Source organism: Nocardia sp. Marseille-Q1738 (genome assembly GCF_965283145.1).
Genome location: NZ_CBDIMS010000012.1, coordinates 140,301 through 165,026, shown reverse-complemented (window position 1 = coordinate 165,026; position 24,726 = coordinate 140,301). Strand labels below are relative to the sequence as shown.

Below are 24,726 nucleotides of genomic sequence, written 5' to 3'. Positions count from 1 at the left end.
CTGCCGGATCGAGTCGCGGCTATCCGAAATGTCCTAGTGCGCAGGAAGTTCCGGAATGCGGGTGGCCCGGACGTAGACCGTCTCGCCGTCCGAAAGCCGCAGCGCCTCCGCGTCACCGCGGGTGACCTGCGCGGCGAACAGGTCGCCGGTCGCGGCGTTGCGCAGTTCCACCCGCACCTCGAAGCCGAGATGGACCACGCGCTCCACCGTAGCCCTGGTGACGCCGGCGGATTCCGCCGTGCCCTCGTGCTCGGCGTGCGCCATGCTCGGGTCACGACCGACGCGAATGTCGTGTGGACGCACCAGATGTCCGTTGAGCCGGGCCACGGCGCCGAGGAAGGACATGACGAACTCGTTGGCGGGCCGGTCGTACACATCCTCCGGAGTGCCGATTTGCTCGATACGGCCCTTGTTCATCACCGCGATGCGGTCGGCGACGTCGAGCGCCTCCTCTTGGTCGTGGGTGACCAGCACGGTGGTCACGTGGACCTCCTCGTGCAGGCGGCGCAGCCAGGTACGCAGATCGGCGCGAACCTTGGCGTCCAGCGCGCCGAACGGCTCGTCCAGCAGCAGCACCTGCGGATCGACGGCGAGCGCGCGGGCCAGCGCCATGCGCTGACGCTGGCCGCCCGACAGCTGCGCGGGGTACCGGTGCTGGAAGCCGTCCAGCCCGACGATGCCGAGCAGCTCGTCGACGCGCTTGTTGATCTCGTTCTTCGGGCGCTTGCGGATCTTCAGGCCGAACGCCACGTTGTCGCGCACGGTCATGTGCTTGAACGCCGCGTAATGCTGGAACACGAAACCGATGTCGCGCTTCTGCGGCGGCACCCGGGTGACGTCGCGGCCCGCGATGCTGACCACGCCGGAGTCCAGCGACTCCAGCCCGGCGATCGAGCGCAGCAGCGTCGACTTGCCCGACCCCGAAGGGCCAAGCAGCGCGGTCAGCTCACCGGAGGGGATGTCGATGGTGACGTCGTCCAGGGCGGCGAACGAACCGTAGTTCTTGTTCGCGTTGGTCACGGTGATCACTTTGCGTCCCGCTTACGTTCGAGGAGGGTCATCAGCAGAAGGGTGACGAGCGCGATGCCCATCAGCAAGGTCGCGGCGGAGTAGGCGCCGAAGGTGTTGTGGTCGTTGATGTACCGGCCGTGCACCAGCAGCGTCAACGTCAGCGACTGGCCCGGCAGCGCCGAGGACACCATGATCACCGCGCCGAACTCGCCGAGCGCGCGGGCCACGGTGAGCACCACACCATAGGTCAGGCCCCATCGGATCGCGGGCAGTGTGATCCGCCAGAACGTCTGCCACCGGGACGCACCGAGGGTGGCCGCGGCCAGCTCCTGGTCGTCGCCGATCTCGTGCAGCACCGGCTCGACTTCGCGCACCACGAACGGCAGCGTGACGAAAATGGTCGCGATCACCATGCCGGGCAGGTTGAAGATCACCTTCAAACCCAGGTCTTCCAGCCCGCCGAACCAGCCACCCGCGCCCCAGAGCAGGATCAGCGACACGCCGACCACCACGGGCGAGACCGCGAACGGCAGGTCGACGATGCCCTGAACCAGATTGCGGCCCGGGAAGTTTCCACGGACCAGCGCGAGCGCCGTCACGATTCCGAAGACGACGTTCACCGGGACGACGATCGCCACGATCACCAGAGACAGCTGGAACGCCGAGATCGCCGCGGGTGTGGTGATCGAGTCGACGAACGCGCCGACGCCCCGTTCGAAGGTGCGCAACAGAATGATGACCAACGGCAGCACCAGCAGCACGAACAGGTAGCCGAGCGCCACCGTCCGCAACGAAATGCGGGTCAACGGGGACAGTTTCATCGGGTGTGCTCCATCCTGCGGGAGTCGCCGACGGATGCGCGATCGTGTCTCATCGGGTCGCCTGTTCCTTGCGGGCGCTGCGTTCGGCGAGCAGCCGCAGCACGAGCAGCGTCGCGAACGAGATGGCGAGCAGTGCCACGGACACCGCCGCCGCGTTCACCGGCCGGTCGATCTCGATCTGCTTCTGGATGTACTGGGAGGCCATCTCGGTCTCGCGCGGGATCGCACCACCGATCAGCACCACCGACCCGTATTCACCGATCGCGCGGGCGAAGGCGAGGCCGCCGCCGCTGATGATCGCGGGCGTCAACGCGGGAAGCACGATCCGGCGGAACGTGGTCCAGTTGTTCGCGCCGAGCGAGAGCGCGGCCTGCTCGACCTCGCGGTCGGCCTCGATCAGCACCGGCTGCACCGAGCGCACCACGAACGGCAGCGTGACGAATGCCAGCGCCACCACCAGGCCCGGCTGGGTGGCGTTGAGGTGGATGTCGATCGGGCTCTGCGGTCCGTAGAGCGACAGCAGCACGATGCTGGCCACGATCGTCGGCAACGCGAACGGTAGGTCGATCAACGCGTTGACCACGCCCTTGCCGGGGAACTGGTCGCGCACCAGCACCCAGGCGATGAGCGTGCCCATCACCACGTTGATCACCGCCACCACCACCGAGACGAGCACGGTGATGCGCAGCGAGTCCAGCGCGGCGGGCGCGGTGACGGCGTCGACGAAGCCGGACCAGCCGTCCTCGAAGCTGGTCACGGTGAGCGCCGCCAGCGGCAGCAGCACGATGATGCTCAGCCACAGCACCGCGGTGGCGATGCCGAGCGGGCCGACCGAGCCGGTCACGCGCAGCCACGACCAGTTCCAGCGCCCGGTGCGGCGCGCGGCGTCGGAGACGCCGGGACCGTCCGCCTGCGCGGTCCCGGCGTTACTGCTGTCAATCACAATCGTCCAGTATCCCGTGTAACGAGGGTCACCCTGCTACTTGGTCGCCTTGTCGTAGATCACCGCGACGGAGCCGATGTTCGCGGCGAACAGCTCCTTGTCCACCGTCTTCCAGCCGCCGAGATCGGCGATCGTCCACAGCTGCTGCGGGGTCGGGAAGTCCTTGGCGTAGTCGGCGGCGACCTTCGGGTCGACCGGGCGGAAACCGGCGGCGGCCCAGGCCTTCTGGCCTTCGGCGGTGAACAGGAAGTCGCGGAAGGCGACCGCCTTCTCCTGGTTCTTGCTGTTCTTCAGCACCGCGACCGGGTTCTCGATCTTGAAGGTGACCGGCGGGACGATGTGCTCGATCGGGTCGCCGTTGCGCTCGGCGAAGATCGCCTCGTTCTCGTAGCTCAGCAGCACGTCACCGGTGCCCTGCAGGAAGGTCTCGGTCGCCTCCCGGCCGGACTTCGGCTGCACCTTCACATGGTCTTTGGAGACCAGCTGGCTCAGGTAGTCCAGGCCCGCCTGCGGGTTCTTGCCGCCGTCGCTCTTGGCCGCGTACGGCGCCAAGAGGTTCCACTTGGCCGAACCGGAGCTGAACGGGTTCGGGGTGACCACCTCGATGCCCGGCTTCAGCAGGTCGTCCCAGTCCTTGATGCCCTTCGGGTTGCCCTTGCGCACCACGAGCGCGACCACCGAACCGAACGGAATTCCCTTGGTCGCGTCGGCGTTCCAGCTGGCGTCCACCAAGCCGGCGTCGACCAGTCGGGTGATGTCGGGCTCCACCGAAAAGTTTACGATGTCCGCTTCGGCTCCGTCCTTCACCTTGCGGGACTGGTCGCCGGAGGCGCCGTAGGACTGCTTGATCTGGACGCCCTTGCCCTGCTCGGTCTTGTTGAACTCGGGGATCACCTTGTCGAAACCGGGCTTCGGCACGGCGTAGGCGTAGAGGTTCAGGGTGCCCGCGCTGCCATCGGCGTTGTCTCCCCCGACTGTGTCGCTGGCTCCGCCGCCGCACGCGGTCAGCGCGACCGCCGCGAGTGTGGCAAGGGCAACGGCGCTGTAGCGTCGGCGCGGCGAAAGCCAGGATTTGCGAGCCATCGGGGTGGACCTTTCGTGCGGACCGCCAGCTCTCCGGTAATACGTCGGTGGCGGCGACAGTGGTGTTGATCAGTAGACCTGCCGACGACATACGACGGCAGTGGCGCGACTATCGGCCGCGACGGGCCGGGAGGACGAGCACATCCGCGGGAAGCGCGCCAGTCTACTGGGAAACGAGACGCGGACGTGCCCGGTCGCCGATCAACGACAGTAGATGTCCGCGACCGCGAGGTCACCGACAGCAATCAACGCCAACTCATGGCGGACCTGCGGGACTGCGCTCGACGACACGGGCCGACTGTAGCAGAGCGCCCGGCGGAGTTCGAATCGAAGATCGCAGGAAGAGCGGGGTTTCATCGCATGTTCACCGGTGCGCATCGCGTGCGTACCCTGTCCCCCTGCGGTCGCGGCCGCGGGCGCATCCCGCCGACCGCATGGTCCTGGTTATCTTGCGGTCACTGCCGAGATACGGCATTGGTGCCCGGCACGCTGCGTAGTTCCCCAGGAACGTCACACCAGCCGCCCCGGAGCATCGCGACGCCGGATCAGCGACGAGATGACGCGGTCGCCGCCCCCGCATACGCACGAATCCGACCTGACCGCGGACCGGCTGGACAGCGCCCGAAGATGGTGGCTCCGTCGCGCAAACCCGCTCCGCGGATCGGTGGGAATTCCAGCGGCGCCGCGCTCAGCGGGTGATCAACCAGGCGACGACGATGAGCACGAGCAGAGCGACCAGCGCGAGCTGGACCCGCGAACGAGGCATCAGCGCGCTCCGCTCTGCACGGGCCTGCGGTCCTCCGCGGCGACCTGCTCGGGATCGGGCATCGCCGCCGCGGCGATCGGTGCGGGCCGCACCGGCACGATATCGGCGGCGTACCGGCGGTCGAGCATGCGCAGCACGGCACGCAGGACGCGGTCGAGCCCGTAGGCGATGGCGAAGCTGATCGGGACCATGCCCACGAGGACCACCAGGAACTGCGGAATGAACGGCAGCCCCGCGACCCACAGCTCGAAACCGTCCCACCATCCTGCGATGCGATGCACGGCTCCAGCCTAGTCGGTTCGCCGCTGGGCTCCGTAGGACCGGGAACCGCGACGGCCACCCAGCAGTGGACGAGAGGCCCGCATCGACCCCAAGATGGGGTATGGCGTCCGCAGATGACCTCATCGCCAACGACACCGACGGCATGCCGTCGAACCTGGCCGAGCCGCACCGCCACGGTGCCCACCCGCCGATCGATGACTACGCGTTCCTGTCCGACTGTGAGACCAGCTGCCTGGTCGCCAGCAACGGCGCGGTGGAATGGATGTGCGTGCCGCGGCCGGACTCGCCGAGCATCTTCGGCGCGATCCTGGATCGGAGCGCGGGCCACTTCCGCATCGGGCCCTACGGCGTCAACGTGCCCGCCGCCCGCCGCTACCTGCCCGGCGGGATGATCCTGGAGACCACCTGGCAGACCGGCACCGGCTGGCTGATCGTGCGCGACGCGCTGGTGCTCGGCGGGTGGCACAACCTCGATCAGCGCAGCAGGACACACCGGCGCACGCCGATGGACTGGGATGCGGAGCACCTGCTGCTGCGCACGGTGAAATGCGTGAACGGCACCGTCGAGCTGGAGATGAGCTGCGAGCCCGCCTTCGACTATCACCAGGCCACCGCCCGCTGGGAGTACACCGGCAAGGTGTACGAGGAGGCGACCGCGGTCCGCAGCGACGACCCGAGTGCCGGTCCGACCCTCGTGCTCACCACGGATCTGCGCCTCGGCCTGGAGGGCAGGGAGGCCCGCGCCCGCACCAGGATGAAGGAGGGCGACGAGGTCTTCGTCGCGCTCACCTGGTCGGAGCTGCCCGCACCGCGTACGTTCGAAGAGGCCGCGCACAAGATGTGGCAGACCACCGAATGCTGGCGCCAGTGGATCACCCTGGGCAAGTTCCCGGACCATCCGTGGCGCAACTATTTGCAGCGCAGTGCGCTCACGCTCAAGGGACTCACCTACGCGCCGACCGGAGCACTGATGGCGGCGCCGACCACATCACTACCGGAAACCCCTGGCGGCGAACGCAACTGGGACTACCGCTACACCTGGGTGCGGGATGCCAGTTTCGCGCTGTGGGGTCTGTACACGCTCGGCCTCGACCGCGAGGCCGACGACTTCTTCGCCTTCCTCAACGACGCGACGACCGGCGAGAACGGCGAACCCGTTCCGCTGCAGGTGCTCTACGGCATCGGCGGCGAGCGGGAGCTCACCGAGACCGTCCTCGACCATCTGAGCGGTTACGACAACGCCCGGCCGGTGCGGAAGGGCAACAACGCCTACAACCAGGACCAGCACGATATCTGGGGCACCATGCTGGATGCGGTGTACCTGCACGTGAAGTCGCGCCAGCAAGTGCCGGAGACCTTGTGGCCGCTGCTGGTCCGCCAGGTGCACGCGGCCATCGCGCATTGGAAGGAGCCCGACCGCGGCATCTGGGAAGTGCGCGGCGAGCCACAGCATTTCACCTCGTCCAAGGTGATGTGCTGGGTGGCGCTCGACCGCGGCGCGAAACTCGCCGAGCTGCACGGCCAGTACGAGCACGCCGAAGAGTGGTACGGCATCGCCGAGGAGATCAAGGCCGACGTCCTGGCCAACGGGGTGAACTCCGACGGCGTGTTCACCCAGGTCTACGGCGGCGACACGCTGGACGCCTCGCTGCTGCTTGTGGTGCTCACCCGATTCCTGCCACCGGAGGATCAGCGGGTACGCGCCACCGTGCTCGCCATCGCCGAGCGCCTCACCGAAAACGGCCTCGTCCTGCGATATCGCACCGAGACCACCGATGACGGATTGAGCGGCGTGGAAGGAGCGTTCACCATCTGTTCGTTCTGGCTGGTCTCCGCGCTGGTCGAGATCGGCGAGACCCAGCGGGCCAGGCATCTGTGCGAGCGGCTGCTCGGCTTCGCCAGCCCGCTACGGCTGTATGCCGAGGAGATCGACCCGCGCAGCGGCCGCCACCTGGGCAACTTCCCGCAGGCGTTCACCCACCTCGCGCTGATCAACGCCGTCACGCACGTGATCAGGGCCGAGGACTCCCGGCACGCAGGCCAATTCCAGCCCGCGCACACACCACCCGGTCATCCTGTCTGACAAAACTGGGTGGTTTCCTCTACCACCACCCGGTCACCCTGTCTGACAAAACTGGGCGGTTTCCTCTGCCACCACCCGGTCATCCGGTCTGACAAAACTGGATGGTTTCCTCTACCACCACCGGGTCCCACAGCACGAGTCATTCCCCTGACTGCCAGTCCTTGCACGCAACTGCCGATTTCGCAAGAACATGGGTAACTCACCGGGAACGCCCAGAGCTCGAGCGGCACCCAACGCAGGACCTGAACGCAAATCCCGCGCCACCTAACTAGTACGGCCTAAAGGTTCGGAGAGGCGGGCAGCTTCCTCGCGCAGTACGCGTAGTTTGCCCAGCCGCGCCTCGAGCTCGGCGATCCGTTCCTGTCCGCGGTCGGCGTACTTTCCGTAGTTCTCCTCGGCGAGCCGCAGTGCTTCGTCCGCGCCGCGCGAGGCCTCGGTCGCGATCTCGGTGAAGTGGTCGCGCAGCACACGCTGCATGGCGCGCAAGCGGTTTCGCGATTCCTTGCCGACCTGGAAGATCACGTCGTCCATCAGGCGGGCGACCGCGACCTTGGCCTCGGCGCGGCGACGCAGCTTGCGGTTCTTGCGGTCGTCCCACAGCGCGTTCACGCCGAGCAGGACGCCCGCGCCCGCCGAGTACCAGTTCACCAAGGACATACCGAGCAGGCTGGTGGCAAGGCCGACCATCAGGATGCCGCCGTAGGAGCCGCGCAGACCGGTCAGGAACTGCTGGGTCACACCGGCTTTCGCGCTCTCCAGCGGCTCCAGGGGCTGCACCGCTTCGAGTACCTCCCCCGGATTGGCCAACCGCAGGTCGACCAGCGGCGCGGCACGGTTGTGGGCCGGGAACTTGGCGGCCACCTGCTCGCCCAACTCCACCGAGCGATAGTGCGCCACGGCGAAATTCTCTTCGACGGCCTCGCAGATTCGCGCGTCCAGGTCGGCGCCGAAATCCCTCCACCGGCGGGCCGGATCGGTCCTGGCGATCTCGGCCTCGGCGTCGCGGATCAGGCTGCGCAGCCGGTGACGCAGGTCGTGCTCGATGTCGGCCATCAGCTCCGTGCCGCCGTCGACGAGGGTGACCTGCCAATTCGCTGTGCGCTGCCGCAACTGCTCGGCTTCATCGCGGGCGCGGACGAGCTGGTCGGTGATCTCGGCCCTGCGGTGCGGATCACGCAGCGCCTCGGCCTCGTTCCGCAGCGTCAGCGCGAGGTGGTCGCAGACCAAGCGGATATCTCCGACCCCGGCTTCCAACGCCACCGCGTCCGCGCGGGCGATCACGTAGTCGCGCAGATGGTCGATCAGTTGCGGCACACCCGACTCGATGTCGCGCTGGTAGTCGCCCATCGTCCCGGCCTGCCGATGCAATTCCGCGGACACCGGCGCGACCGCGAAGCCGAGCCCTGCCGCGTCGAGCAGTTCCCGATTGCGTTGCTGGGTGTGCGACCAGTGCGGAAAGACGTCGATCTTGTTCAGCACGCAGATCACCGTCGGGCAGATCTGCTGGATGCGCTGCAATTCCGCGATCTGTTCCATGGTCAGCTCGGCGCCCGCGTTCCCGACGTAGAGCACGGCGTCGGCCGCGGCGATCATCGACCAGGTGGTGCGGTTGTCGCCCAGCGCACCCGGCGCGTCCATGACCACGACGCCATCGGCCAGCAACGGGCTCGGCTGGGTGAACTCGGCGCGGACGACACCCTGGGCGGCCAGGGCCGGACCCGGATCGAGCGGGTCGACCGACTGGCGTTCGGTGCGACCGTATTCGGTCTGGCGCACCAGCGTCGCGGTCGGCTCCGGGCCGTACTCGACGATCACCGGGACGCTCAGATCGCTGTTCGTCGCACTCACCGAGGCGCCGACCAGGCTGTTGACCAGCGTGCTCATACCGTTCTTCGGATGACCGACGACCACGAGCCGCACCCGGGGATCACTCACCCTGGCGCGGACCATGTTCAGCCGGCTGCCGAGATCGTCACGCCCGGCGGATCGGGCCGTCTCCCGCAGCTCGTCGAGTATTCGGATGAGCGGGGCCATCGCATCCGGATGTTTCACCGTTGCGGCCGTCAGCCCGGCAGCGGCAGACAACCCTCCTCCTTAATCTCGATGACTCTCGTTCGATATACCCCCTGCGTATGCTCCGCAGTCGTCCAATCCCCTTGCAGCCCTGCTACAACAGCGAGACGTCGAGCACACCGGACGCGGTGTGGTGCGTCTCTGCTATGGCCGAGTCGGGCAGCAATGCGCCGGACAGACCACTTCCGGAGGCCATCAGCGCGGAGTTGTCGTAGGTATGGTCGGCGACCGGGTGGTCGACCGCCAGCGGCGCCGAGATTCCTTGCGGCTTGGGGTCGATCACCTGCGGCTTGACCGGCACCGGCGGCTGGGTGGGGGCGATGTGGGTCGGGACCGGCGTGTGCGGCTCGACGGTGGGCGCATGAGCGGGCGCGCTGTAGGTCGGCGCCACGGTCGGCTGGTCGGGCGCGGAGAACGTCGGATCGGACGGGCGACTCACGGTCGGCACATCATCGCTCGGGATGTCGTTCGTCGGCCGAGTGCTGTGCGACGTTCCCCCGGTGCTGGGACGGCCGGTATTGCCGCCCGGTGTCGTCACGTCGTCGTCCGAGGTGGACGGAGCGCCGTGCGTGGGCGCCGGGGTGACGGTCACGCCGGGGATTTTGGTGGTCGTCACGTCCGGGCCGGTGGTGATACCGCCGTGTGGCGCCGTGGTGACGCCGGGGAGCTTGGTGATGTCATGGTCCGGCGTCTTCGGCACGGACGGGGTGGTCACGTCGCCGGGGACACTCGGCGTCGGTGTGGTCTTGATGATCGTGGTGGGGTTTGTCACCGTCGTCGGCGTTTGCGTCGGGTGCGACGGTTGCGGATCGGTCACCGGCGCCGGCTTCACCGGCGGCGTCGGGCGGACCGCGTCGAACAGCGCGGGCAGCGACGCGGCCGGTGCGGTGAGTACCGACGGCCCCTCCGGCGCGGCAAACACATTCGCGATCGGCGTCGAGGCCGCATCGGGCTGGACCGTGGTCTGCAGCGGTGTGACCGCGACGACCGGAGCGGCGGCGACCGCCGCGGGTGCGGGCGCGGGCATCGGGGCGGCGGGAGCCACCGAGGCGGCCGGTGCCACCGCGGAAGCAGGGGCGACCGAAGCCGCGGGAGCGACCGAGACGACGGGGGCGGTGCCGATGGGGGCCGAGGCGGCCAGCGGCTGCGCGGCACCCGACGTGGCCGAGGACTGCACCGCGGAGGACGCCGCCGAGGACTGCGCCGCGGACGTGCCCGTGGTCGGCGTGCCGAGCCCGCCGAGCAGGCCGGTACCGCCCTGCCCCGGCGCCTGCGTCTCGGTGACCGCGCGGTCGGTGCCGTCCGGCACGCGGATGCCGTCGGCCAGCCAGTCGGTGTACTCGTCGAGCTGGTCGCCGACCTGGCCGACCCCGAGGTCGACCTGCATCTCGGAGGTGAAGTAGATCCCGTTCGGACCGAGCCCGGCGTCGACCGACCACTGCGTGCCGACGAACATGCCGAGCTGGTCGCCGCCCGCGCCGATGCCGTCGAACGGATCACCCGCGGTCGGCGCCGCGGCGACCGGGCTGGTGCCGGGCAGGTCGAAGACGGTGGAGCCGGGTGCGACGAAACCGTTCGCACCGGGCAGGCCGAAACCGTGTCCGGCCTGGCCGAGGCCGTGGCCGGGCAGGCCGAACCCGTGCCCGCCGGGCTCGTCGAGTTCGCGGGAGGACTCGGACCGTACACCGGGGAGCGAAAGTCCGTTGGACACGTTGCCCTGGCCCGGAATGGCCGATCCGCCCGGGAAACCGCTATCCGTGCCGGGGATACCGCCCAGTCCCGGGACGCCGCCACCGGACTGTCCGGGCACCTGCATGCTGTTCGCACCCGCGTCGCCGCCCGGCAGGCTCGGCAGCGACATCCCGGCGTCGGCGCCACCCTCACCGCCGAGCGTGGGCAGCGACAGCCCCGCGTCGGTGCCGTTGTACTCGCCGCCGAGCGTGGGCAGCGAAAACTCGGCGGGTGCGGCGCCGGTGCCGGGCAGCGGGATCCCCGGTGCCGGGTTGCCATGCGCCACCGGAACATTCGATGCGTGCGGCGGGAACGGATCCAGCTCGACCGGATCGGGGAAGGTGATCACCGGGCTCGGCTGGTCGGGATCGGGATCGGTGCTGTGCGCCCAGCCGGTGTTCCAGCTGTCGAGCCGGGATTCGCCGGGCTGTGCGGGTACGCCGCCACCATTGGCGGCCACGAGGGCGCCGCCGGTGACGTAGGCGCCCGCTCGCGCGACCCGCGCGACGCCGGTGGCCACCCGGTAGGCGGTGTCGCCCGCGCGGTCGGCCGCTTCGTTGTCGTCATCGAAGGGCAGATCACGCGTCATAGAAGCTCCACTCTCGGTTGTCCAGCATCCTCACCACGCCGGTCCGACCAAGTGAAGATCACCCAACAGTATTTCGGGAATACTCGCCTGTCACATTCTCCAGGACTGTAGGGAATACGGCTGTGGCGAGCAACACAACCTTGCCATCCGAATTACCGGACCGAAAGCCCTATTTCCAGCGGCCTTCCGGACTGGACGCGGTCTCCAATACCCACCGCTACCAGGCCTGATCGAAAAGGTCACGATCCCAGCGGCGATGAGCGCCCGAGGGAATGGCCGCCAGAGGCGATGGATTCCCGGAGTTGCCCCGGCGATCGGTCAGCCGGACGAGTTGCCTTGCGGCACGGCCGAACTCGACGACGGCACGCCCGCCCGTGTGACCGCACGCGACGGGCCCGTGCCTACTTCTTGTCCTTCGGCTTGTCCGAGGCGGCGTCGGAGGACAAGGCGGCCACGAAGGCTTCCTGCGGGACGTCGACCCGGCCGATCGTCTTCATCCGCTTCTTGCCTTCCTTCTGCTTCTCCAGCAGCTTGCGCTTGCGGCTGATGTCACCGCCGTAGCACTTCGCGAGCACGTCTTTGCGGATGGCCCGGATGTTCTCCCGCGCGATGATCTTCGAACCGATCGCGGCCTGGATCGGCACCTCGAACTGCTGGCGCGGAATCAGCTCGCGCAGCTTGGTGGTCATCTTGTGGCCGTAGGCCTGGGCGGCGTCCTTGTGCACGATCGCGCTGAACGCGTCCACCGCCTCGCCCTGCAACAGGATGTCCACCTTCACCAGCTGCGATTCCTGCTCGCCCGACTCCTCGTAGTCGAGGCTGGCGTAGCCGCGGGTGCGCGACTTCAGCGAGTCGAAGAAGTCGAAGATGATCTCCGCCATCGGCATGGTGTAGCGCAGCTCGACCCGGGTCTCGGACAGATAGTCCATGCCGCCGAGTTCGCCGCGGCGGGACTGGCACAGTTCCATGATCGAGCCGATGAACTCGCTCGGCGAGATGATGGTGCACTTCACGACCGGTTCGTAGACCTTGCGCACCTTGCCTTCCGGCCAGTACGACGGATTGGTGACGACGTGCTCGGCGCCGTCTTCCATCTCCACCCGGTACACCACGTTCGGCGCGGTCGAGATCAGGTCCAGGTCGAACTCGCGCTGCAGGCGCTCGCGGGTGATCTCCATGTGCAGCAGGCCGAGGAAGCCGCAGCGGAAGCCGAACCCCAGCGCCACCGACGTCTCCGGGGTATAGGTGAGCGCTGCGTCGTTGAGCTGCAGTTTCTCCAACGCGTCACGGAGGTCGGGATAGTCGGACCCGTCCACCGGGTACAGGCCGGAGTAGACCATCGGACGCGGCTCGCGGTAGCCGGTGAGCGGCTCGCTGGCGCCACCGCGCGCGCCCGTCACCGTGTCGCCGACCTTGGACTGACGCACGTCCTTCACGCCGGTGATCAGGTAGCCGACCTCGCCGACGCCGAGTCCCCGGGTCGGTTTGGGTTCCGGCGAGACGATGCCGATCTCCAGCAGCTCATGGGTGGCGCCGGTGGACATCATCTTGATCTTCTCGCGCGGGGTCAGCTTGCCGTCCACCACGCGGACGTAGGTGACCACGCCGCGGTAGGTGTCGTAGACCGAGTCGAAGATCATCGCGCGGGCGGGCGCGTCGGCGTCGCCCACCGGCGGCGGCACCTGAGCGATCACCTGGTCGAGCAGATCGGCCACGCCCTCGCCGGTCTTGCCGGAGACGCGCAGCACGTCCGAGGGCTCACAGCCGACGATGTGCGCCAGCTCGGCGGCGTAGCGCTCCGGGTCCGCGGCGGGCAGGTCGATCTTGTTCAGCACCGGGATGACGGTCAGATCCTTGTCCAGCGCCAAGTACAGATTGGCCAATGTCTGCGCCTCGATGCCCTGCGCGGCGTCGACCAGCAGGATCGCGCCCTCACATGCCTCCAGTGCCCGCGAGACCTCGTAGGTGAAGTCCACGTGACCGGGCGTGTCGATGAGGTGCAGCACGAAGTCGGTGTCCGCGTGCTCGCCCGTCCGCGGCCTCCATGGCAGCCGCACGTTCTGGGCCTTGATCGTGATGCCGCGTTCGCGCTCGATATCCATCCGGTCCAGATACTGGGCGCGCATCTGCCGTTCCTCGACCACACCGGTCAGTTGCAGCATCCGGTCGGCCAGCGTCGACTTGCCGTGGTCGATGTGCGCGATGATGCAGAAGTTCCGGATCCGCGCGGGATCGGTGAACGTCGTGTCGGCGAAGCTGGCGGGCACTCCACTCCTCATGGGTATCGGCAAACTGCTCCCATCGTCCCATGAGCAGTGTGAAGCTTCGGCCGGTGGTGCTGTGTTCGATTTGCAGCGCCTGCGGCGCTGCGTGTTCGCGGCCCCGGGAAGTCTCGCGTCCGAGCGACCGAGACTCGCGCCTGCGGCGCATGCGCTTCGGTCACTCGGACGCGAGACGGGCCGCGAACGGTGCTCGTAAGACTCGCACCCGACGGGGCTTGGAATGTCGCCCCTTGCTTTCCCGTCTCCGGGACTCATGTGCGCCCGGATCCTGGATGACCCCGGCGACACAACGGATTCGGCGCAGGTGAGAACGCGGGGGCGCGCCGTTATTCTCCAGAGATGGCCCGAAGTTGGAACTCCCTCGGCAAGCAGATCGGCCTTCTCGCGGCGGAGCAGGGCCCGAAGATCGTCAAGCAGCAGGGCCCCAGGCTGGTCGATCGCCTGGTGGGGACGCTGGGACAGCGGCGAACCGCCGGTGGCGTCTCGGTGCGGCCCGCCGCATCGATTCCGGTACCGACGGCCGAGCGAGCCCGGCAGATCGTGTACTCACCCCAGTTGGACGGACGCGCCGACCCCGGCGAGATCGTCTGGACCTGGGTGCCGTTCGAGGAGGACCCGAGCAACGGCAAGGACCGGCCGGTGCTCGTGGTCGGTCGCGACCGCCGCACGCTGCTGGGGCTGATGCTGTCGTCGAATCCGGAACGCGCGTTCGACCGCAACTGGGTCGGCATCGGCTGCGGATCCTGGGACCACGACGGACGACCCAGCTGGGTCCGGCTCGATCGGGTGCTCGACGTGCCGGAGGCGGGCATCCGCCGCGAGGGAGCGATCCTGGAGCGCAAGACCTTCGACCTGGTCGCCCATCGGCTGTGCGCCGAATACTCCTGGCACTGAGCGGCCATGTCGCGCGTGCTCGGGCCGACCAAGATCGCCATGCTGATCACCGACATCGGCTTCCTGCTCTACTGGGCGATCGCGTTCGCCCAGGTGATCCCGCCCGAATGGGCGTACAAGGATTACACCGACCCGATCCTCAGCGACTGGAACTACTCGTTCGTCGTGCTGGACCTGGCCGCGAGCGTCACCGGCCTGGCCAGCCTCTGCCGCACACCCGGCTGGCGCACCCTGATGACGGTTTCGCTGACCTTGACCAGCGTCGCCGGGCTGCAAGCCATCGCATTCTGGACGCTGCGCGGCGATTTCAGTGTGCTGTGGTGGGTGCCCAATCTGTTCCTGCTGCTGTTCCCGATTCCGGCCCTGGTCACTCTGGTATGCACCGGGCCGCAGGAGCGGGCCGAGAGCTGAGTCCCGGGCGGTTGCCGATCAGGAGATCATGTCGCGGGACCGGCCGAACAGCAGGCCGTACAGCAGAGCACCGAGGGCGCCGCCGATCAGGGGGAACACCACGAACGCCCAGACCTGTCCCATCGCGCCGTCCTGATAGGGGGCCACGGCGAGGCTGCGGGCCGGGTTGACCGAGGTGTTGTCCACCGGGATAGACACGAGGTGGATCACCGCCAGCGTCACACCGATGGACAGACCGGCCAGCGGCACGTCGGAGATCTGGTCGGTCGAGGACAGCACCACGAAAACCAGCAGCGCCGTCAACATCACCTCGACGATGATCATGGCCGCCATCCCGTAGCCGTTCTGCACGACCACCTCGCCGAGCGGCCCCCTCGCCGCAGCCGGGCTGTGCTTACCCCACCCGTTCGCGCCGAGGCCGTCGATCGAGCGGTCGTACGACGGCAGGTTCTTGGCCAGCGCGAACAGCACGAGACCGGCCAGGAAGCCGCCGATCAACTGCGCGATCACGTAGCCGCCCGCGACCACAGCGCCGATCCGGCCGAGCAGCAACTGCCCGACCGTGACCGCCGGATTGACGTGACAACCCGAGATCGGCCCGATCGAGTAGACCAGGAACATCAGCGTCAGGCCGAAGGCCAGCGCGACTCCCAGCGGACCGACCTTCTCCCCCGCCAGCACCGCCGTGCCGACACCGCCGATCACCAGGACGAAGGTGCCGAGCGCCTCGGCGCCCCATTTCTTGCTGTTCGGGACCGGTTCGTTCTCGACAGCCTCTTCGACGACTTCCTGGGCCGTTGGAGACATGTGCTGTACCGCCTCTCCGAGTATTCAGGCCGTACTAGTTGAGTGCCTCGGGATCCGCGTTCAGGTCCTGCATTGGGTGCCGCTCGCGTTCTGGGCGTACCCGGTGAGTTACCCATGTGCTCACGAAATCAGTTGTCCAGGTCACGGCGAGTTCGGTATGCAGCCGCTGGATCGCGCAGCCCGGGCCGTACCGGTCTTCTAGCACGCTACGCGACCCGGATGCCTCGCACGGCGATCTTCGCAATGTGTCTATATGCGAGCCGCGCGATCTCTACGACGACTTCGACACGGGCGGGCTGGTGTCGATTTCGTGTGCCAGAGGGCGACTGGTACTCTCGATCTTCGGCGCTGCGTTACCCGTTCACTCCGGGTGTTTCGCGCGCTCGACGAACTTTTCCCAGAACAGACCACCAGACAGGAACACGAGGAAACAGGCGTGGCCAACATCAAGTCCCAGATGAAGCGGATCCGCACCAACGAGGCGGCGCGCAAGCGCAACCAGTCGGTCAAGTCCGCGCTGCGCACCGCCATCCGTAGCTTCCGCGAGGCCGCGGCCGCCGGTGACAAGGAGCAGGCCGCCGACCGCCTGCAGTTCGCCAGCCGCAAGCTGGACAAGGCCGCCTCGAAGGGCGTCATCCACGCCAACCAGGCCGCCAACAAGAAGTCGGCGCTGGCGCTGGCTTTCAACAAGCTCTGATTCACCCGGTACCGGGCGCCGGTACCGCACCACGCTGAGACGCAGCCGCCGTGGCCTCGATGACCACGGCGGCTTTTGTCGTGCCCGCACCCCCGCCCAACCTGCCTTATTCCCGGGGTTTCGGGATCGGCCCACGCCGTGTCAGAGGTTCCAGCTACCATTCCGCGCATGGTAACCGTGTATGCCAATCAGACGGTCGTCCGCGCCGAGGATCTGCCAGACGTGATCCGCGCGGCCGAGGTGCTCGGATTCGGACTGAAGATCGAGAATGTCCTCGTTCCCGACGACGAAGGCGGTTACTCCTCGGAGTGGATCGTCACGCGCGACGAGGACATCCCCGCCTACGAGGAGTGGGAAGGGCGCTACGAGGACGCGGACGACGATGGGGAGCTGGTGCTCAGCTCCGCGGAGTAGCTCTGGTCATGCCTCGTCTGCCGTGGCTGCGAGCCGATCCAGCGCCGTCTGGGAATCCTCGTCCGCGGCACGGTAGATGATGATCCGCTGGTCGGGATCCTGCACCGGCATCAGCACCTCGTAGGTGACCACCAGCGGACCCACCACCGGGTGCCGCAACGGCTTGTTCCCGCGTCCCTGCACCCGGACGTCGTGGCGCGCCCACGCCTGCGCGAACTCGGCGCTCTGTGCGGTGAACCCGGCGATCAGGTCGGCCAGCGCCTGGTCGTCGGGATGCGCCGCCCAGGCCGCGCGCAGATCCGCGATGCCCTCGCGGATGATGCGCTCACGCTCGACGTAGAACTCCCGCATGCCCGGGTCCATCAGGCACAACCACATGGAGTTGCGCTGCCGCGGCGGCAAGGCGCCGAAGTCGGTGATCAACAGCGCCATCTCCCGGTTCCAGGCCAGGATGTCGTAGCGGTGGTTCACCAGCATCGCGGGCAGCGGCGACAGATCCCGCACCAGCATGGCCAGCGCGGGCGCGGGCACCGTGCTCGGCTTGCCGGTGTCCGGCTGCCGCTGCCGCGCCAGGTCGAACAGGTAGGCGCGCTCGTCGCTGGTCAACCGCAACGCCTGCGCCAGCGCGGTCAGCACCTCCGCCGACGGCCGCAGCCCGCGCCCCTGTTCCAGTCGCACGATGTAGTCGGTGCTCACACCCGCCAGTTCGGCGACTTCCTCCCGCCGCAGCCCCGGCGTCCGCCGCGCCTGCCTGCGCTGCGGCAATCCGAGATCGGCCGGTGTCAGGCGCTCGCGCCGGGCCCGCAGGAAGGCCGCCATTTCCTGGACCCGATCCGCGCCGCTCGGCGGCCCTGCGTGGTCACGCAAGCTACCGCCTCCGGGCCTGAGGTCCTTGGTCGCGTTCACCGTGCCGGTCATCATCGTCGATCCTACGGCTGACTAGGACTGGCCTTCCCAGGAAGAAGCTTCCCTTACCCGTCCCCGTTCGCCGCTGAAGACTGTCTTTCGACAAACATGGCATCGCGAACGACAAGGAGCTGGACATGTCCGGAGCTCGCACCCTCGACACCTATCGGCTGCTCGGCCGCTCGGGTCTCCGGGTGTCTCCACTGTCCCTGGGGACCATGACCTTCGGCGCCGATTGGGGATGGGGCGCAGACCGGGACGAGGCCCGCAAGATCTTCGACGCCTACGTCGAGCGGGGTGGCAACTTCATCGACACGGCCAATCAGTACACCAACGGCACCTCCGAGCAACTGCTCGGCGAATTCACCGCGGACAACCGCGAAAGCCTGGTGCTGGCAACCAAGTACACCATGCTGCGCCGACCCGGCGACCCGAATTCCGGCGGCAACCACCGCAAGAGCATGGTCGCCTCGGTGGAGGCCAGCCTGCGCAGGTTGAACACCGACTACATCGACCTGCTCTACCTGCACGCCTGGGACTTCCTGACGCCCGTCGAGGAAATCCTGCGCGGCATGGACGATTTGGTGCGCTCGGGCAAGGTGCTCTACGTCGGCATCTCCGACGCGCCTGCCTGGCAGATCGCCCGCATGCAGACCATCGCGGACCTGCGCGGCTGGTCGCCACTGATCGCACTGCAGATCGAGTACAGCTTGATCGAGCGCACCGTCGAACGTGACCTCATCCCCATGGCACGCGAATTGGGTCTCGGCGTGATCCCGTGGTCACCGCTGGGCAGTGGTGTCCTCACCGGCAAGTACAGCCGCGCCGATCTCGACCATGAGGTGGAGAGTTCGCCCGAGGGCAGCCGCAAGAATGTGGCCGCCGCCAGCGGCTCGCTCACCGAGCGGGGCCTCGCCATCGCCGACGTGGTCGAGCAGGTCGCGGCCGAGATCGGCACGACGCCTGCACGAGTCGCGTTGGCCTGGACCCTATGCGACCCCGCCGTCACCTCGCCGATCATCGGGGCGCGCACCGTGGCACAGCTCGAGGACAACCTCGGCGCACTCGACGTCGAGTTCGACGTTGCTCAGCTCGCCCGGCTGGAGCAGGCCAGCGCCGTGGATCTCGGCTTCCCGCACGAGTTCCTGACCCGCCCGATGGTCCAGAACGTCACGTTCGGCGACCTGAAAATCGAAGGGCGCGACTGACCTTCGGTCCCGTGCGGCGGTGCGAGCCGACTTGCACTGCCGCACGAGACTTGCTTAAGCTCGGTGCCGCGACCTCGCGTCGCCGTAAGCGTTCACGTCAACCAACGCATGGCCCGCCACAAGGCGGCGTCGTCGACTGACGAGACCTTTACGGAGCGACCGATGAATTCCGCGAACCCCCAGTCCCGCACCGGCTTCGGCAAGCTGCCCGCCCGCTACACCTCGGTGATCATGCCGATGCTGTTGTCGATCCTGATGACCTGCATCGTCTCGTTGATCAGCACCCTGATGAGCGACGGCCTCGCGCTCGCGGTGTGGTTGCGTTCCTGGGCCGTGTCCTGGCCCATCGCCTTCCCGACGCTGCTCCTGGTGCTGCCGGTAGTGCGCCGTATCACCGCGACGCTGGTGGAAGCGCCGTAACGGCAGCGGCGCTGCTTCGCCCGGCCCGTTCGACGCCGCGACCTGGTCCGAGCTCGATTCAGCGCCGCGCGGTCACCGCGGTGCGCTGGCACTCAACTTGCTCCGTGCAGGTCCAAGATCTGGGCCAAGGCGTGTTCCAAGGCGTATCCGGAGTCGGCGGCGCCACCCTTGACATCGGCGTTGAGGGTGGCGACCACCTGGAGGGCCGAGCCGATGGTGGCCGGGGTCCAGCTACGGGCCTGGGCTTGGGCCTTCTTCACTTTCCACGGCGGCATGCCGAGCTGCTGGGCGAGTTTGAACGGGTCGCCCCGCCCGGCGGAGCCGACGCGCGCGATGGTGTGCACCGAGTCGGCGAGCGCGTCGGCGAGCAGGACATGCGGCACGCCGCGGTCGTTCGCCCACCGCAACGCCTCCATCGCACCGGGGCGGTCCCCCGCCACCGCGAGTTCGGCCACGTCGAACCCGGACACCTCGGCCTTGCCCGAGTAGTAGCGGCGCACAGCTGCGACATCGATCTTCCCGCCGGTGTCGGCCGACAGCTGCCCGCACGCCGCGGCCAGCTCGCGCAGATCCGAGCCCACGGCCTCCAGCACGACCTGCACGACCTCGCCGGACACCCGCACCCCCGCAGTGCGGAACTCACCGCGCACGAACTCGACTCGCTCGGCGGCCTTGGTCAGTTTGGCGCAAGCGTGCGTGACGGCTCCGGCCTTCTGCAGGGCGGGCGCGAGCGCCTTCGCTCGCCCACCGCCGGAGTGCAGGACCACCAGCACCACGCCTTCGGCCGGGTTCTGCGCCGCCTCGGTGATCACGGCGACCGCGTCCTTACCCGCCTCGGCCGCCGACTCGAGGATGATCACCCGATCCTCGGCGAACAGCGACGGACTCAGCAGTTCCGCCAGCTCGGCGGTGCTCGCGTCACCCGCGCGCAACCGATCCACCGGCACTGCGTCCGGATCCGGCGCCAACGCCCGCACCTGCGCCGTCACCACACCCAGCGCACGCTCGATCAGCAGCTCTTCTTCCCCCAGCACCAGGTGCACGGGCGCGGGACGCTCGCTCACCGCAGTGCCTTCCCAGCGCCGGACTCCGCCGTGCCCGAGGGCACTGCCGTATCGGTCCACTCGTCGCGCTCACTCACAGGCCCGATCCTACGATCCCCTACCGACACGCCCGCCGACTCCTCGCGCCCATGCCCTATTTCTGCCGCCCGGGTGAACTCGTTATGCGCAGGCGCCCGCCCTCGCCCATGACCGCGATGTCGCCATGCTGGTCGGTTCGGGCCACCGTCGCGCCGAGAGCGTTGAGGTCTGCGAGGACGGTTGGGTTGGGATGTCCGAATGTGTTGTCGGCGCCGACGCTGACCAGCACGAGCCGGGGGCGCACCGATTCGAGAAATTCTTTTGTGGTGGTGCGGGATCCATGGTGTGGGAGTTTGAGGATGTCGGCTTGAATAGGGATTCCGGCACGCATCAGCGCGCGTTGTGCGGGGGCTTCGATGTCCCCGGTGAGCAGGATCCGGCCTGTGGGCGTGCGGGCGGAGACGACCACCGAACGGTCGTTGGCGTCCTCGGTTTCGGCACCCCGGATCGGCCGTGGACCGGTCTTGGCAGGCGCCAGCACCTCGAGTTCGACTGCCCCGAAACTCAACACGTGTCCGGCCGACAACTCCAGCAAAGGTACTCCAGCGCGCCTCGCGACGGCCGCGACCTGCGCCAAGTCAGTGACAGGGCCACGCGGATCGTCCCCGCCGGATCGGCGCCCCACCGCCACGCGCCCGTATGCCGCGGAGCTACAAGGCGTTTGCGTTCGCCATGCCGTGCGACTCATCGCAGCATCACTGTGGCCGGGTCCGTTTGCAGCCGGTGCGATGGGAGTCGCCGGCGCACATCCGGCAGCTGTCCCGGGAGTCGATGGGGCGGGCACCGTGAGCGGGGGAATTCTGTCCAGTTCATGAATGCCTACCGCTATCGCGTCGACTGTGCGGTCGTGGAGCGCGCCGGTTAGTCCGCCGATGTGGTCGGCGTGGGGATGGGTGAGGATCAGCAGCGGGATACGGGAGATGCGCAAGCGATCCAGGCAAGTTCGAATCGGCCGTGGGGTGGGTCCTACGTCGATGACGATTGCGGCGCCGGGACCGGCCGCGAGGGCGAGGCCGTCGCCTTGGCCGACGTCGCATGCGGCGATGACCCAGCCCTTCGGCGGCCAGCCGGGATGCCACAGGCGGACCGGGATCAGGACCGCCGCGATGCCGACCACTACCGCGGCGACGATCCGGCGCACGGCCTGCGCCCGCAACGCCGGGATAGCGACCGCGACGACAGCGCCGGCGATCAGCCCGCCCGCGAGACCGCCCGGCACCGTGACGGACGCGCCGGGGAGCGCCGCCGCGTGTCGGGCGACCGACAGCAACCACCACAGCGGCGGTGCCGCACAGCGCAGGAAGAGGTCGGCGAGCGGCGACCACAGGCAGGACAGCACCGCACCGCTCGCCCCGATCACGGTGATCGGCGCGATGACCGGTGCCACGAGAACATTCGCCAGCACCGCGACCAGACTGAGCTTTCCGGTGAGCGCGATCATGATCGGCGTCGTGACCGCGAACGCCCCGGCCGACACCGCGACGATCTCGGCGGGCATCCGCCACCATCCTTTGGCGCGCAGCCAGTCGGCCCAGCTGGGTGCCAACAGGATCAGACCTCCGGTCGCGACTACCGACAGGGCGAAACCGGCGTTGGCGGCAAGTCCTGGCCACAGGGCCAGCAGCCCGATGATCGCCGCGCACAACGCGGGCAGCGCCTGTTTTCGACGACCGGTGAGTACGGCCAGCAGGGTGATCGCGCCCATCGCCCCGGCGCGCAGCACGCTCGGGTCCGGCCGCGCGATGACCACGAACATCAGCAGCGCCGCGGCAGCTACCGCCGCTGCGGCGCGCGGCCCGAGTGTGAGCAGACGCACGGCGAACAACACGACCGAAAGCAAGATCGTGAAGTTGGCGCCGCTGACCACCGTGAGATGTTGCAGGCCGACGAGCTCGAAGTCGTCGCGCACGTGGCCGGGCAGCGCGGAGGTATCGCCGACGACGAGCGCGGGCAACAGACCAGCGGCGTCGGGCGGCAACGCTCGCGCGGCCGACGCCGCGAAATCGGCGCGTACCGAATTCGCGATCCGCTGCCACCAGGGCAGCGGCCCGGCTGTCGTCGGCGGCCCCTGCGCGTTCAGCGCCACGATGGTGAGATCGGATCGAATCGGCAGATCCACCCGAGCCCGGAACTCGACCGGCCTGCCCGGTGATACCTTCGCCCACTCATGCCCGGAGGCCAGTACCACCACCGCGCCACCGACGCGTACCTTCGTGCCGCCGCGCCGGTACTCCCGCAGAGCCGCCGGGACCACCCACTGCTGATTATCGCCGAATACCTTGCCCCGCACCGGTTCAGGGTCGCCCGTCGGCGTGACCACCACGCGCAGCGACTGTCCCGATGCCACGCGCAACGGATGCGTCGCGACACGATGTTCGCGCCAAGCCGCCGCGGCCGCGAACCCGGCGGCGAGAACCACGGCGGCCAGCGCCACCACCGCCACGGCCCGCCAACGTTCACTGCGGTGGGCGACAGCCCACAGCAGCAGGCCCCACAGCCCGATCGCCAACACCGCCAATGCCGCGCTCACCGCGATCCCGGCCTTCCAGCCCGCCGTGAGCGCCACAATCGTCGCACCCCAACAGCACAGCGCGGCAGGCAGCAGCCGGGCGTCGAGCACCTGGAACGCGCCGGGATCACCGTCCACTGCAGTGTCCTCGACCGGGCCGCGACCAGCACGGGCAGTGGCGCCGACCTCCGGCGATCGCGCTTTCGATGCCCGTCTCCGCCAACCTCTCCGACCCTGTCGACCACCGCCGGTCGTCGTGCCGACCTCGGACGAGCCCGCCTCCGACATCCCCATCCGCCGGGACACCTGGCCCTCTCGACTACCGTTGCCGGTCGGACCGAACTCTGGCAACCGCGCGCCCGATGTTCCTCTGCGCCGGGCTACCTCACCCTGCCGACCACCGTTGGAGGTCGTGCCAGCCCTGGACAACCCTGCGCCCGATGCCTGGGTATCGCGGGCAACCTCACCCTGCCGACCGGCGTTCATACCGTCACCAGATCACGCAACCGGGCCAAGCGGGCGGGGCCGATCCCGTCGACCTCACCGAGTTGCTCGACCGAGGTGAAGCGCCCGTTGGTCGTACGCCAGGCGACGATGGCGCTGGCGGTGACGGGCCCGACACCGGGAAGGGCGTCGAGGTCGGACTCGGATGCCGCGTTGAGGTCGAGCTTGCCCGCCCGAGCCGACGGACGGCCTGGCGTACCCGCGGAGCCGGACGAGGGACGACCACCGCCGCTGACCGTCGTGCTGCCCGGCTGCGGGCCGGGGTTCGCCGCAACCGGACCGACCAGCACCTGGTCTCCGTCCGACAGCCGCTGGGCCAGGTTCAGACCGCTGGTGTCGGCGCCGTCGCTCGGCCCGCCCGCGGCGGCGAGGGCGTCGGCGACGCGCGATCCCACCGGAAGCCGGACCAGGCCGGTGCGCTGGACGAGGCCGACGACGCTGACGACCAGTTCGGTCGTCGAACCGTCCGGGCCATCAGGCATCGCACCCGGTGTCACGACCGCACGCGCCGAGGCGGACGGACCGGACGGTCCCGCGGCGACCGTCTGCCGCATCACCGGCACCGGTGGCAGCGGCTGGCTGATGGGCCGCTCCCGGAACACGATCACCCCGGCGACCACCATCGCGGCCAGCCCGGTCAGCGCGAGCGTGCGCACACCACGACGCCCCGGATCGAGCCGAATGCCCCGGAATCGTTCCGGGACAAGACGGTCCCGCCAGCGCGGTCCGGCCGCCGGTTCCTCCAGCCAGCCAGGAGACCGCACGCGGCCGACATCATCCTCATCGGCTCGGCCGGGAGACGGGTCGGCAGGCAGCCGCTCGAGGTCCCACTTCCCCGCCCAGTCCGCTCGATCATCCGACCGGGACTCACTCGTCCCCGCGGCATCGCCGGGTGAACTCCGATCCCTCGCCGACCGCCGTCCGCCTCCCCCCGGCTCGATCGCACTCGCGCCGACCCGGGCGGTCAGGTCGCCGAGTCGCCGCCGCACCCGCTCGCGTTCGTCCTGTCGTGACATGGCGGCGACGCTAGTGCCGCCGCGTTCCGGAAAAGCCCGCGCGACCAGCCGATTCAAGGAACCTGTTGATAACCGCCGCGCTGTGCACAACTCGGCGAGAGTCGCCCGTGGTATTCCGCTTGCCGCGCCGTCGC

At 68.6% G+C, this 24,726-nt stretch carries 21 protein-coding genes; 7 read left to right on the top strand and 14 right to left on the bottom strand.

All coding sequences use genetic code 11. The annotated features are described in order from the left end of the window. Positions 1 to 33 precede the first annotated feature (33 nt). The 6 genes from ACWPXK_RS31260 to ACWPXK_RS31235 form a co-directional block, all read right to left on the bottom strand. On the bottom strand, positions 34 to 1,029 hold the full coding sequence (locus ACWPXK_RS31260) for a sulfate/molybdate ABC transporter ATP-binding protein (RefSeq protein WP_364327690.1): 996 nt from the start codon (positions 1,027 to 1,029) through the stop codon (positions 34 to 36). Beyond that, positions 1,026 to 1,832 carry a sulfate ABC transporter permease subunit CysW gene (cysW, locus tag ACWPXK_RS31255; RefSeq protein ID WP_454199756.1) on the bottom strand — a complete coding sequence of 269 codons (807 nt, stop codon included), beginning with the start codon at positions 1,830 to 1,832 and terminating at the stop codon, positions 1,026 to 1,028. The genes ACWPXK_RS31260 and cysW overlap by 4 nt, the downstream gene beginning before the upstream one ends. Positions 1,833 to 1,881: 49 nt before the next feature. Then, on the bottom strand, positions 1,882 to 2,682 hold the full coding sequence (gene cysT / locus ACWPXK_RS31250; RefSeq protein WP_454199802.1) for a sulfate ABC transporter permease subunit CysT: 801 nt from the start codon (positions 2,680 to 2,682) through the stop codon (positions 1,882 to 1,884). Positions 2,683 to 2,811: 129 nt separating this feature from the next. After that, complete coding sequence (locus ACWPXK_RS31245) at positions 2,812 to 3,858, bottom strand: sulfate ABC transporter substrate-binding protein (protein ID WP_454199755.1); 1,047 nt, start codon at positions 3,856 to 3,858, stop codon at positions 2,812 to 2,814. Positions 3,859 to 4,059: 201 nt separating this feature from the next. Next, complete coding sequence (locus ACWPXK_RS31240) at positions 4,060 to 4,149, bottom strand: Ms4533A family Cys-rich leader peptide (protein ID WP_312038717.1); 90 nt, start codon at positions 4,147 to 4,149, stop codon at positions 4,060 to 4,062. 474 nt (positions 4,150 to 4,623) lie between these two features. After that, entirely contained in the window at positions 4,624 to 4,905 is a 282-nt protein-coding gene (locus ACWPXK_RS31235) for a hypothetical protein (protein ID WP_454199754.1), read from the bottom strand. 101 nt (positions 4,906 to 5,006) lie between these two features. On the opposite strand from ACWPXK_RS31235, the gene ACWPXK_RS31230 reads away from it, so the two are divergent. Next, complete coding sequence (locus tag ACWPXK_RS31230) at positions 5,007 to 6,989, top strand: glycoside hydrolase family 15 protein (protein ID WP_454199753.1); 1,983 nt, start codon at positions 5,007 to 5,009, stop codon at positions 6,987 to 6,989. Between the two features lie 264 nt (positions 6,990 to 7,253). Here the strand turns inward: ACWPXK_RS31230 and ACWPXK_RS31225 are convergent, their stop codons facing one another. The 3 genes from ACWPXK_RS31225 to lepA all read right to left on the bottom strand — a co-directional run bounded on the left by ACWPXK_RS31225 (position 7,254) and on the right by lepA (position 13,661). After that, positions 7,254 to 9,074: a dynamin family protein gene (locus ACWPXK_RS31225; protein WP_454199752.1), complete on the bottom strand. Its 1,821-nt coding sequence runs from the start codon at positions 9,072 to 9,074 to the stop codon at positions 7,254 to 7,256. A gap of 82 nt (positions 9,075 to 9,156) precedes the next feature. Continuing rightward, the gene (locus tag ACWPXK_RS31220; RefSeq protein ID WP_454199751.1) at positions 9,157 to 11,382 is read right to left on the bottom strand and encodes a hypothetical protein; all 2,226 of its coding nucleotides are present in this window, start codon (positions 11,380 to 11,382) and stop codon (positions 9,157 to 9,159) included. A 401-nt stretch (positions 11,383 to 11,783) separates the two neighbouring features. After that, positions 11,784 to 13,661 (bottom strand): translation elongation factor 4, encoded by a 1,878-nt coding sequence (gene lepA, locus ACWPXK_RS31215; RefSeq protein WP_454199750.1) that lies wholly within the window; start codon positions 13,659 to 13,661, stop codon positions 11,784 to 11,786. 342 nt (positions 13,662 to 14,003) lie between these two features. Here lepA and ACWPXK_RS31210 point away from each other — a divergent pair, with 342 nt between their 5' ends. Beyond that, positions 14,004 to 14,558 (top strand): type II toxin-antitoxin system PemK/MazF family toxin, encoded by a 555-nt coding sequence (locus ACWPXK_RS31210; protein WP_454199749.1) that lies wholly within the window; start codon positions 14,004 to 14,006, stop codon positions 14,556 to 14,558. Positions 14,559 to 14,564: 6 nt separating this feature from the next. Beyond that, positions 14,565 to 14,969, top strand: coding sequence for a DUF5360 family protein (locus ACWPXK_RS31205; protein WP_454199748.1), 405 nt, complete (start codon positions 14,565 to 14,567; stop codon positions 14,967 to 14,969). A gap of 18 nt (positions 14,970 to 14,987) precedes the next feature. Here ACWPXK_RS31205 and ACWPXK_RS31200 read toward each other — a convergent pair whose 3' ends face one another. Beyond that, positions 14,988 to 15,776, bottom strand: coding sequence for an aquaporin (locus ACWPXK_RS31200; RefSeq protein ID WP_364327666.1), 789 nt, complete (start codon positions 15,774 to 15,776; stop codon positions 14,988 to 14,990). Between the two features lie 436 nt (positions 15,777 to 16,212). Between ACWPXK_RS31200 and rpsT the strand changes: the two genes are divergently transcribed. Next, positions 16,213 to 16,473, top strand: a complete 261-nt coding sequence (gene rpsT / locus ACWPXK_RS31195; protein ID WP_454199747.1) for a 30S ribosomal protein S20 — start codon at positions 16,213 to 16,215, stop codon at positions 16,471 to 16,473. Between the two features lie 168 nt (positions 16,474 to 16,641). Further along, a complete protein-coding gene (locus ACWPXK_RS31190; RefSeq protein ID WP_454199746.1) occupies positions 16,642 to 16,887 on the top strand; it encodes a hypothetical protein in 246 nt (81 codons plus the stop codon). A 6-nt stretch (positions 16,888 to 16,893) separates the two neighbouring features. Here the strand turns inward: ACWPXK_RS31190 and ACWPXK_RS31185 are convergent, their stop codons facing one another. Beyond that, positions 16,894 to 17,805, bottom strand: coding sequence for a helix-turn-helix domain-containing protein (locus ACWPXK_RS31185; protein WP_454199745.1), 912 nt, complete (start codon positions 17,803 to 17,805; stop codon positions 16,894 to 16,896). A 125-nt stretch (positions 17,806 to 17,930) separates the two neighbouring features. Here ACWPXK_RS31185 and ACWPXK_RS31180 point away from each other — a divergent pair, with 125 nt between their 5' ends. Continuing rightward, entirely contained in the window at positions 17,931 to 19,001 is a 1,071-nt protein-coding gene (locus ACWPXK_RS31180) for an aldo/keto reductase (RefSeq protein ID WP_454199744.1), read from the top strand. A 162-nt stretch (positions 19,002 to 19,163) separates the two neighbouring features. Then, positions 19,164 to 19,421, top strand: coding sequence for a DUF2798 domain-containing protein (locus ACWPXK_RS31175; protein WP_454199743.1), 258 nt, complete (start codon positions 19,164 to 19,166; stop codon positions 19,419 to 19,421). Between the two features lie 92 nt (positions 19,422 to 19,513). Here ACWPXK_RS31175 and holA read toward each other — a convergent pair whose 3' ends face one another. The 3 genes from holA to ACWPXK_RS31160 all read right to left on the bottom strand — a co-directional run bounded on the left by holA (position 19,514) and on the right by ACWPXK_RS31160 (position 24,592). Further along, the gene (holA, locus tag ACWPXK_RS31170; RefSeq protein WP_454199742.1) at positions 19,514 to 20,485 is read right to left on the bottom strand and encodes a DNA polymerase III subunit delta; all 972 of its coding nucleotides are present in this window, start codon (positions 20,483 to 20,485) and stop codon (positions 19,514 to 19,516) included. Positions 20,486 to 20,618: 133 nt separating this feature from the next. Continuing rightward, positions 20,619 to 23,210, bottom strand: a complete 2,592-nt coding sequence (locus tag ACWPXK_RS31165; protein WP_454199741.1) for a ComEC/Rec2 family competence protein — start codon at positions 23,208 to 23,210, stop codon at positions 20,619 to 20,621. Between the two features lie 344 nt (positions 23,211 to 23,554). Beyond that, complete coding sequence (locus tag ACWPXK_RS31160) at positions 23,555 to 24,592, bottom strand: helix-hairpin-helix domain-containing protein (protein WP_454199740.1); 1,038 nt, start codon at positions 24,590 to 24,592, stop codon at positions 23,555 to 23,557. Between the last annotated feature and the right edge of the window lie 134 nt (positions 24,593 to 24,726).

Excerpts from the sequence above, each read along its gene's own strand:
- cysW (WP_454199756.1), bottom strand. The coding sequence starts at position 1,832 with ATGAAACTGTCCCCGTTGACCCGCATTTCGTTGCGGACGGTGGCGCTC.
- ACWPXK_RS31245 (WP_454199755.1), bottom strand. The coding sequence starts at position 3,858 with ATGGCTCGCAAATCCTGGCTTTCGCCGCGCCGACGCTACAGCGCCGTT.
- ACWPXK_RS31230 (WP_454199753.1), top strand. The coding sequence starts at position 5,007 with ATGGCGTCCGCAGATGACCTCATCGCCAACGACACCGACGGCATGCCG.
- ACWPXK_RS31220 (WP_454199751.1), bottom strand. The coding sequence starts at position 11,382 with ATGACGCGTGATCTGCCCTTCGATGACGACAACGAAGCGGCCGACCGC.
- lepA (WP_454199750.1), bottom strand. The coding sequence starts at position 13,661 with ATGAGGAGTGGAGTGCCCGCCAGCTTCGCCGACACGACGTTCACCGAT.
- ACWPXK_RS31210 (WP_454199749.1), top strand. The coding sequence starts at position 14,004 with ATGGCCCGAAGTTGGAACTCCCTCGGCAAGCAGATCGGCCTTCTCGCG.
- ACWPXK_RS31205 (WP_454199748.1), top strand. The coding sequence starts at position 14,565 with ATGTCGCGCGTGCTCGGGCCGACCAAGATCGCCATGCTGATCACCGAC.
- ACWPXK_RS31200 (WP_364327666.1), bottom strand. The coding sequence starts at position 15,776 with ATGTCTCCAACGGCCCAGGAAGTCGTCGAAGAGGCTGTCGAGAACGAA.
- ACWPXK_RS31190 (WP_454199746.1), top strand. The coding sequence starts at position 16,642 with ATGGTAACCGTGTATGCCAATCAGACGGTCGTCCGCGCCGAGGATCTG.
- ACWPXK_RS31185 (WP_454199745.1), bottom strand. The coding sequence starts at position 17,805 with ATGACCGGCACGGTGAACGCGACCAAGGACCTCAGGCCCGGAGGCGGT.
- ACWPXK_RS31180 (WP_454199744.1), top strand. The coding sequence starts at position 17,931 with ATGTCCGGAGCTCGCACCCTCGACACCTATCGGCTGCTCGGCCGCTCG.
- ACWPXK_RS31175 (WP_454199743.1), top strand. The coding sequence starts at position 19,164 with ATGAATTCCGCGAACCCCCAGTCCCGCACCGGCTTCGGCAAGCTGCCC.
- ACWPXK_RS31160 (WP_454199740.1), bottom strand. The coding sequence starts at position 24,592 with ATGTCACGACAGGACGAACGCGAGCGGGTGCGGCGGCGACTCGGCGAC.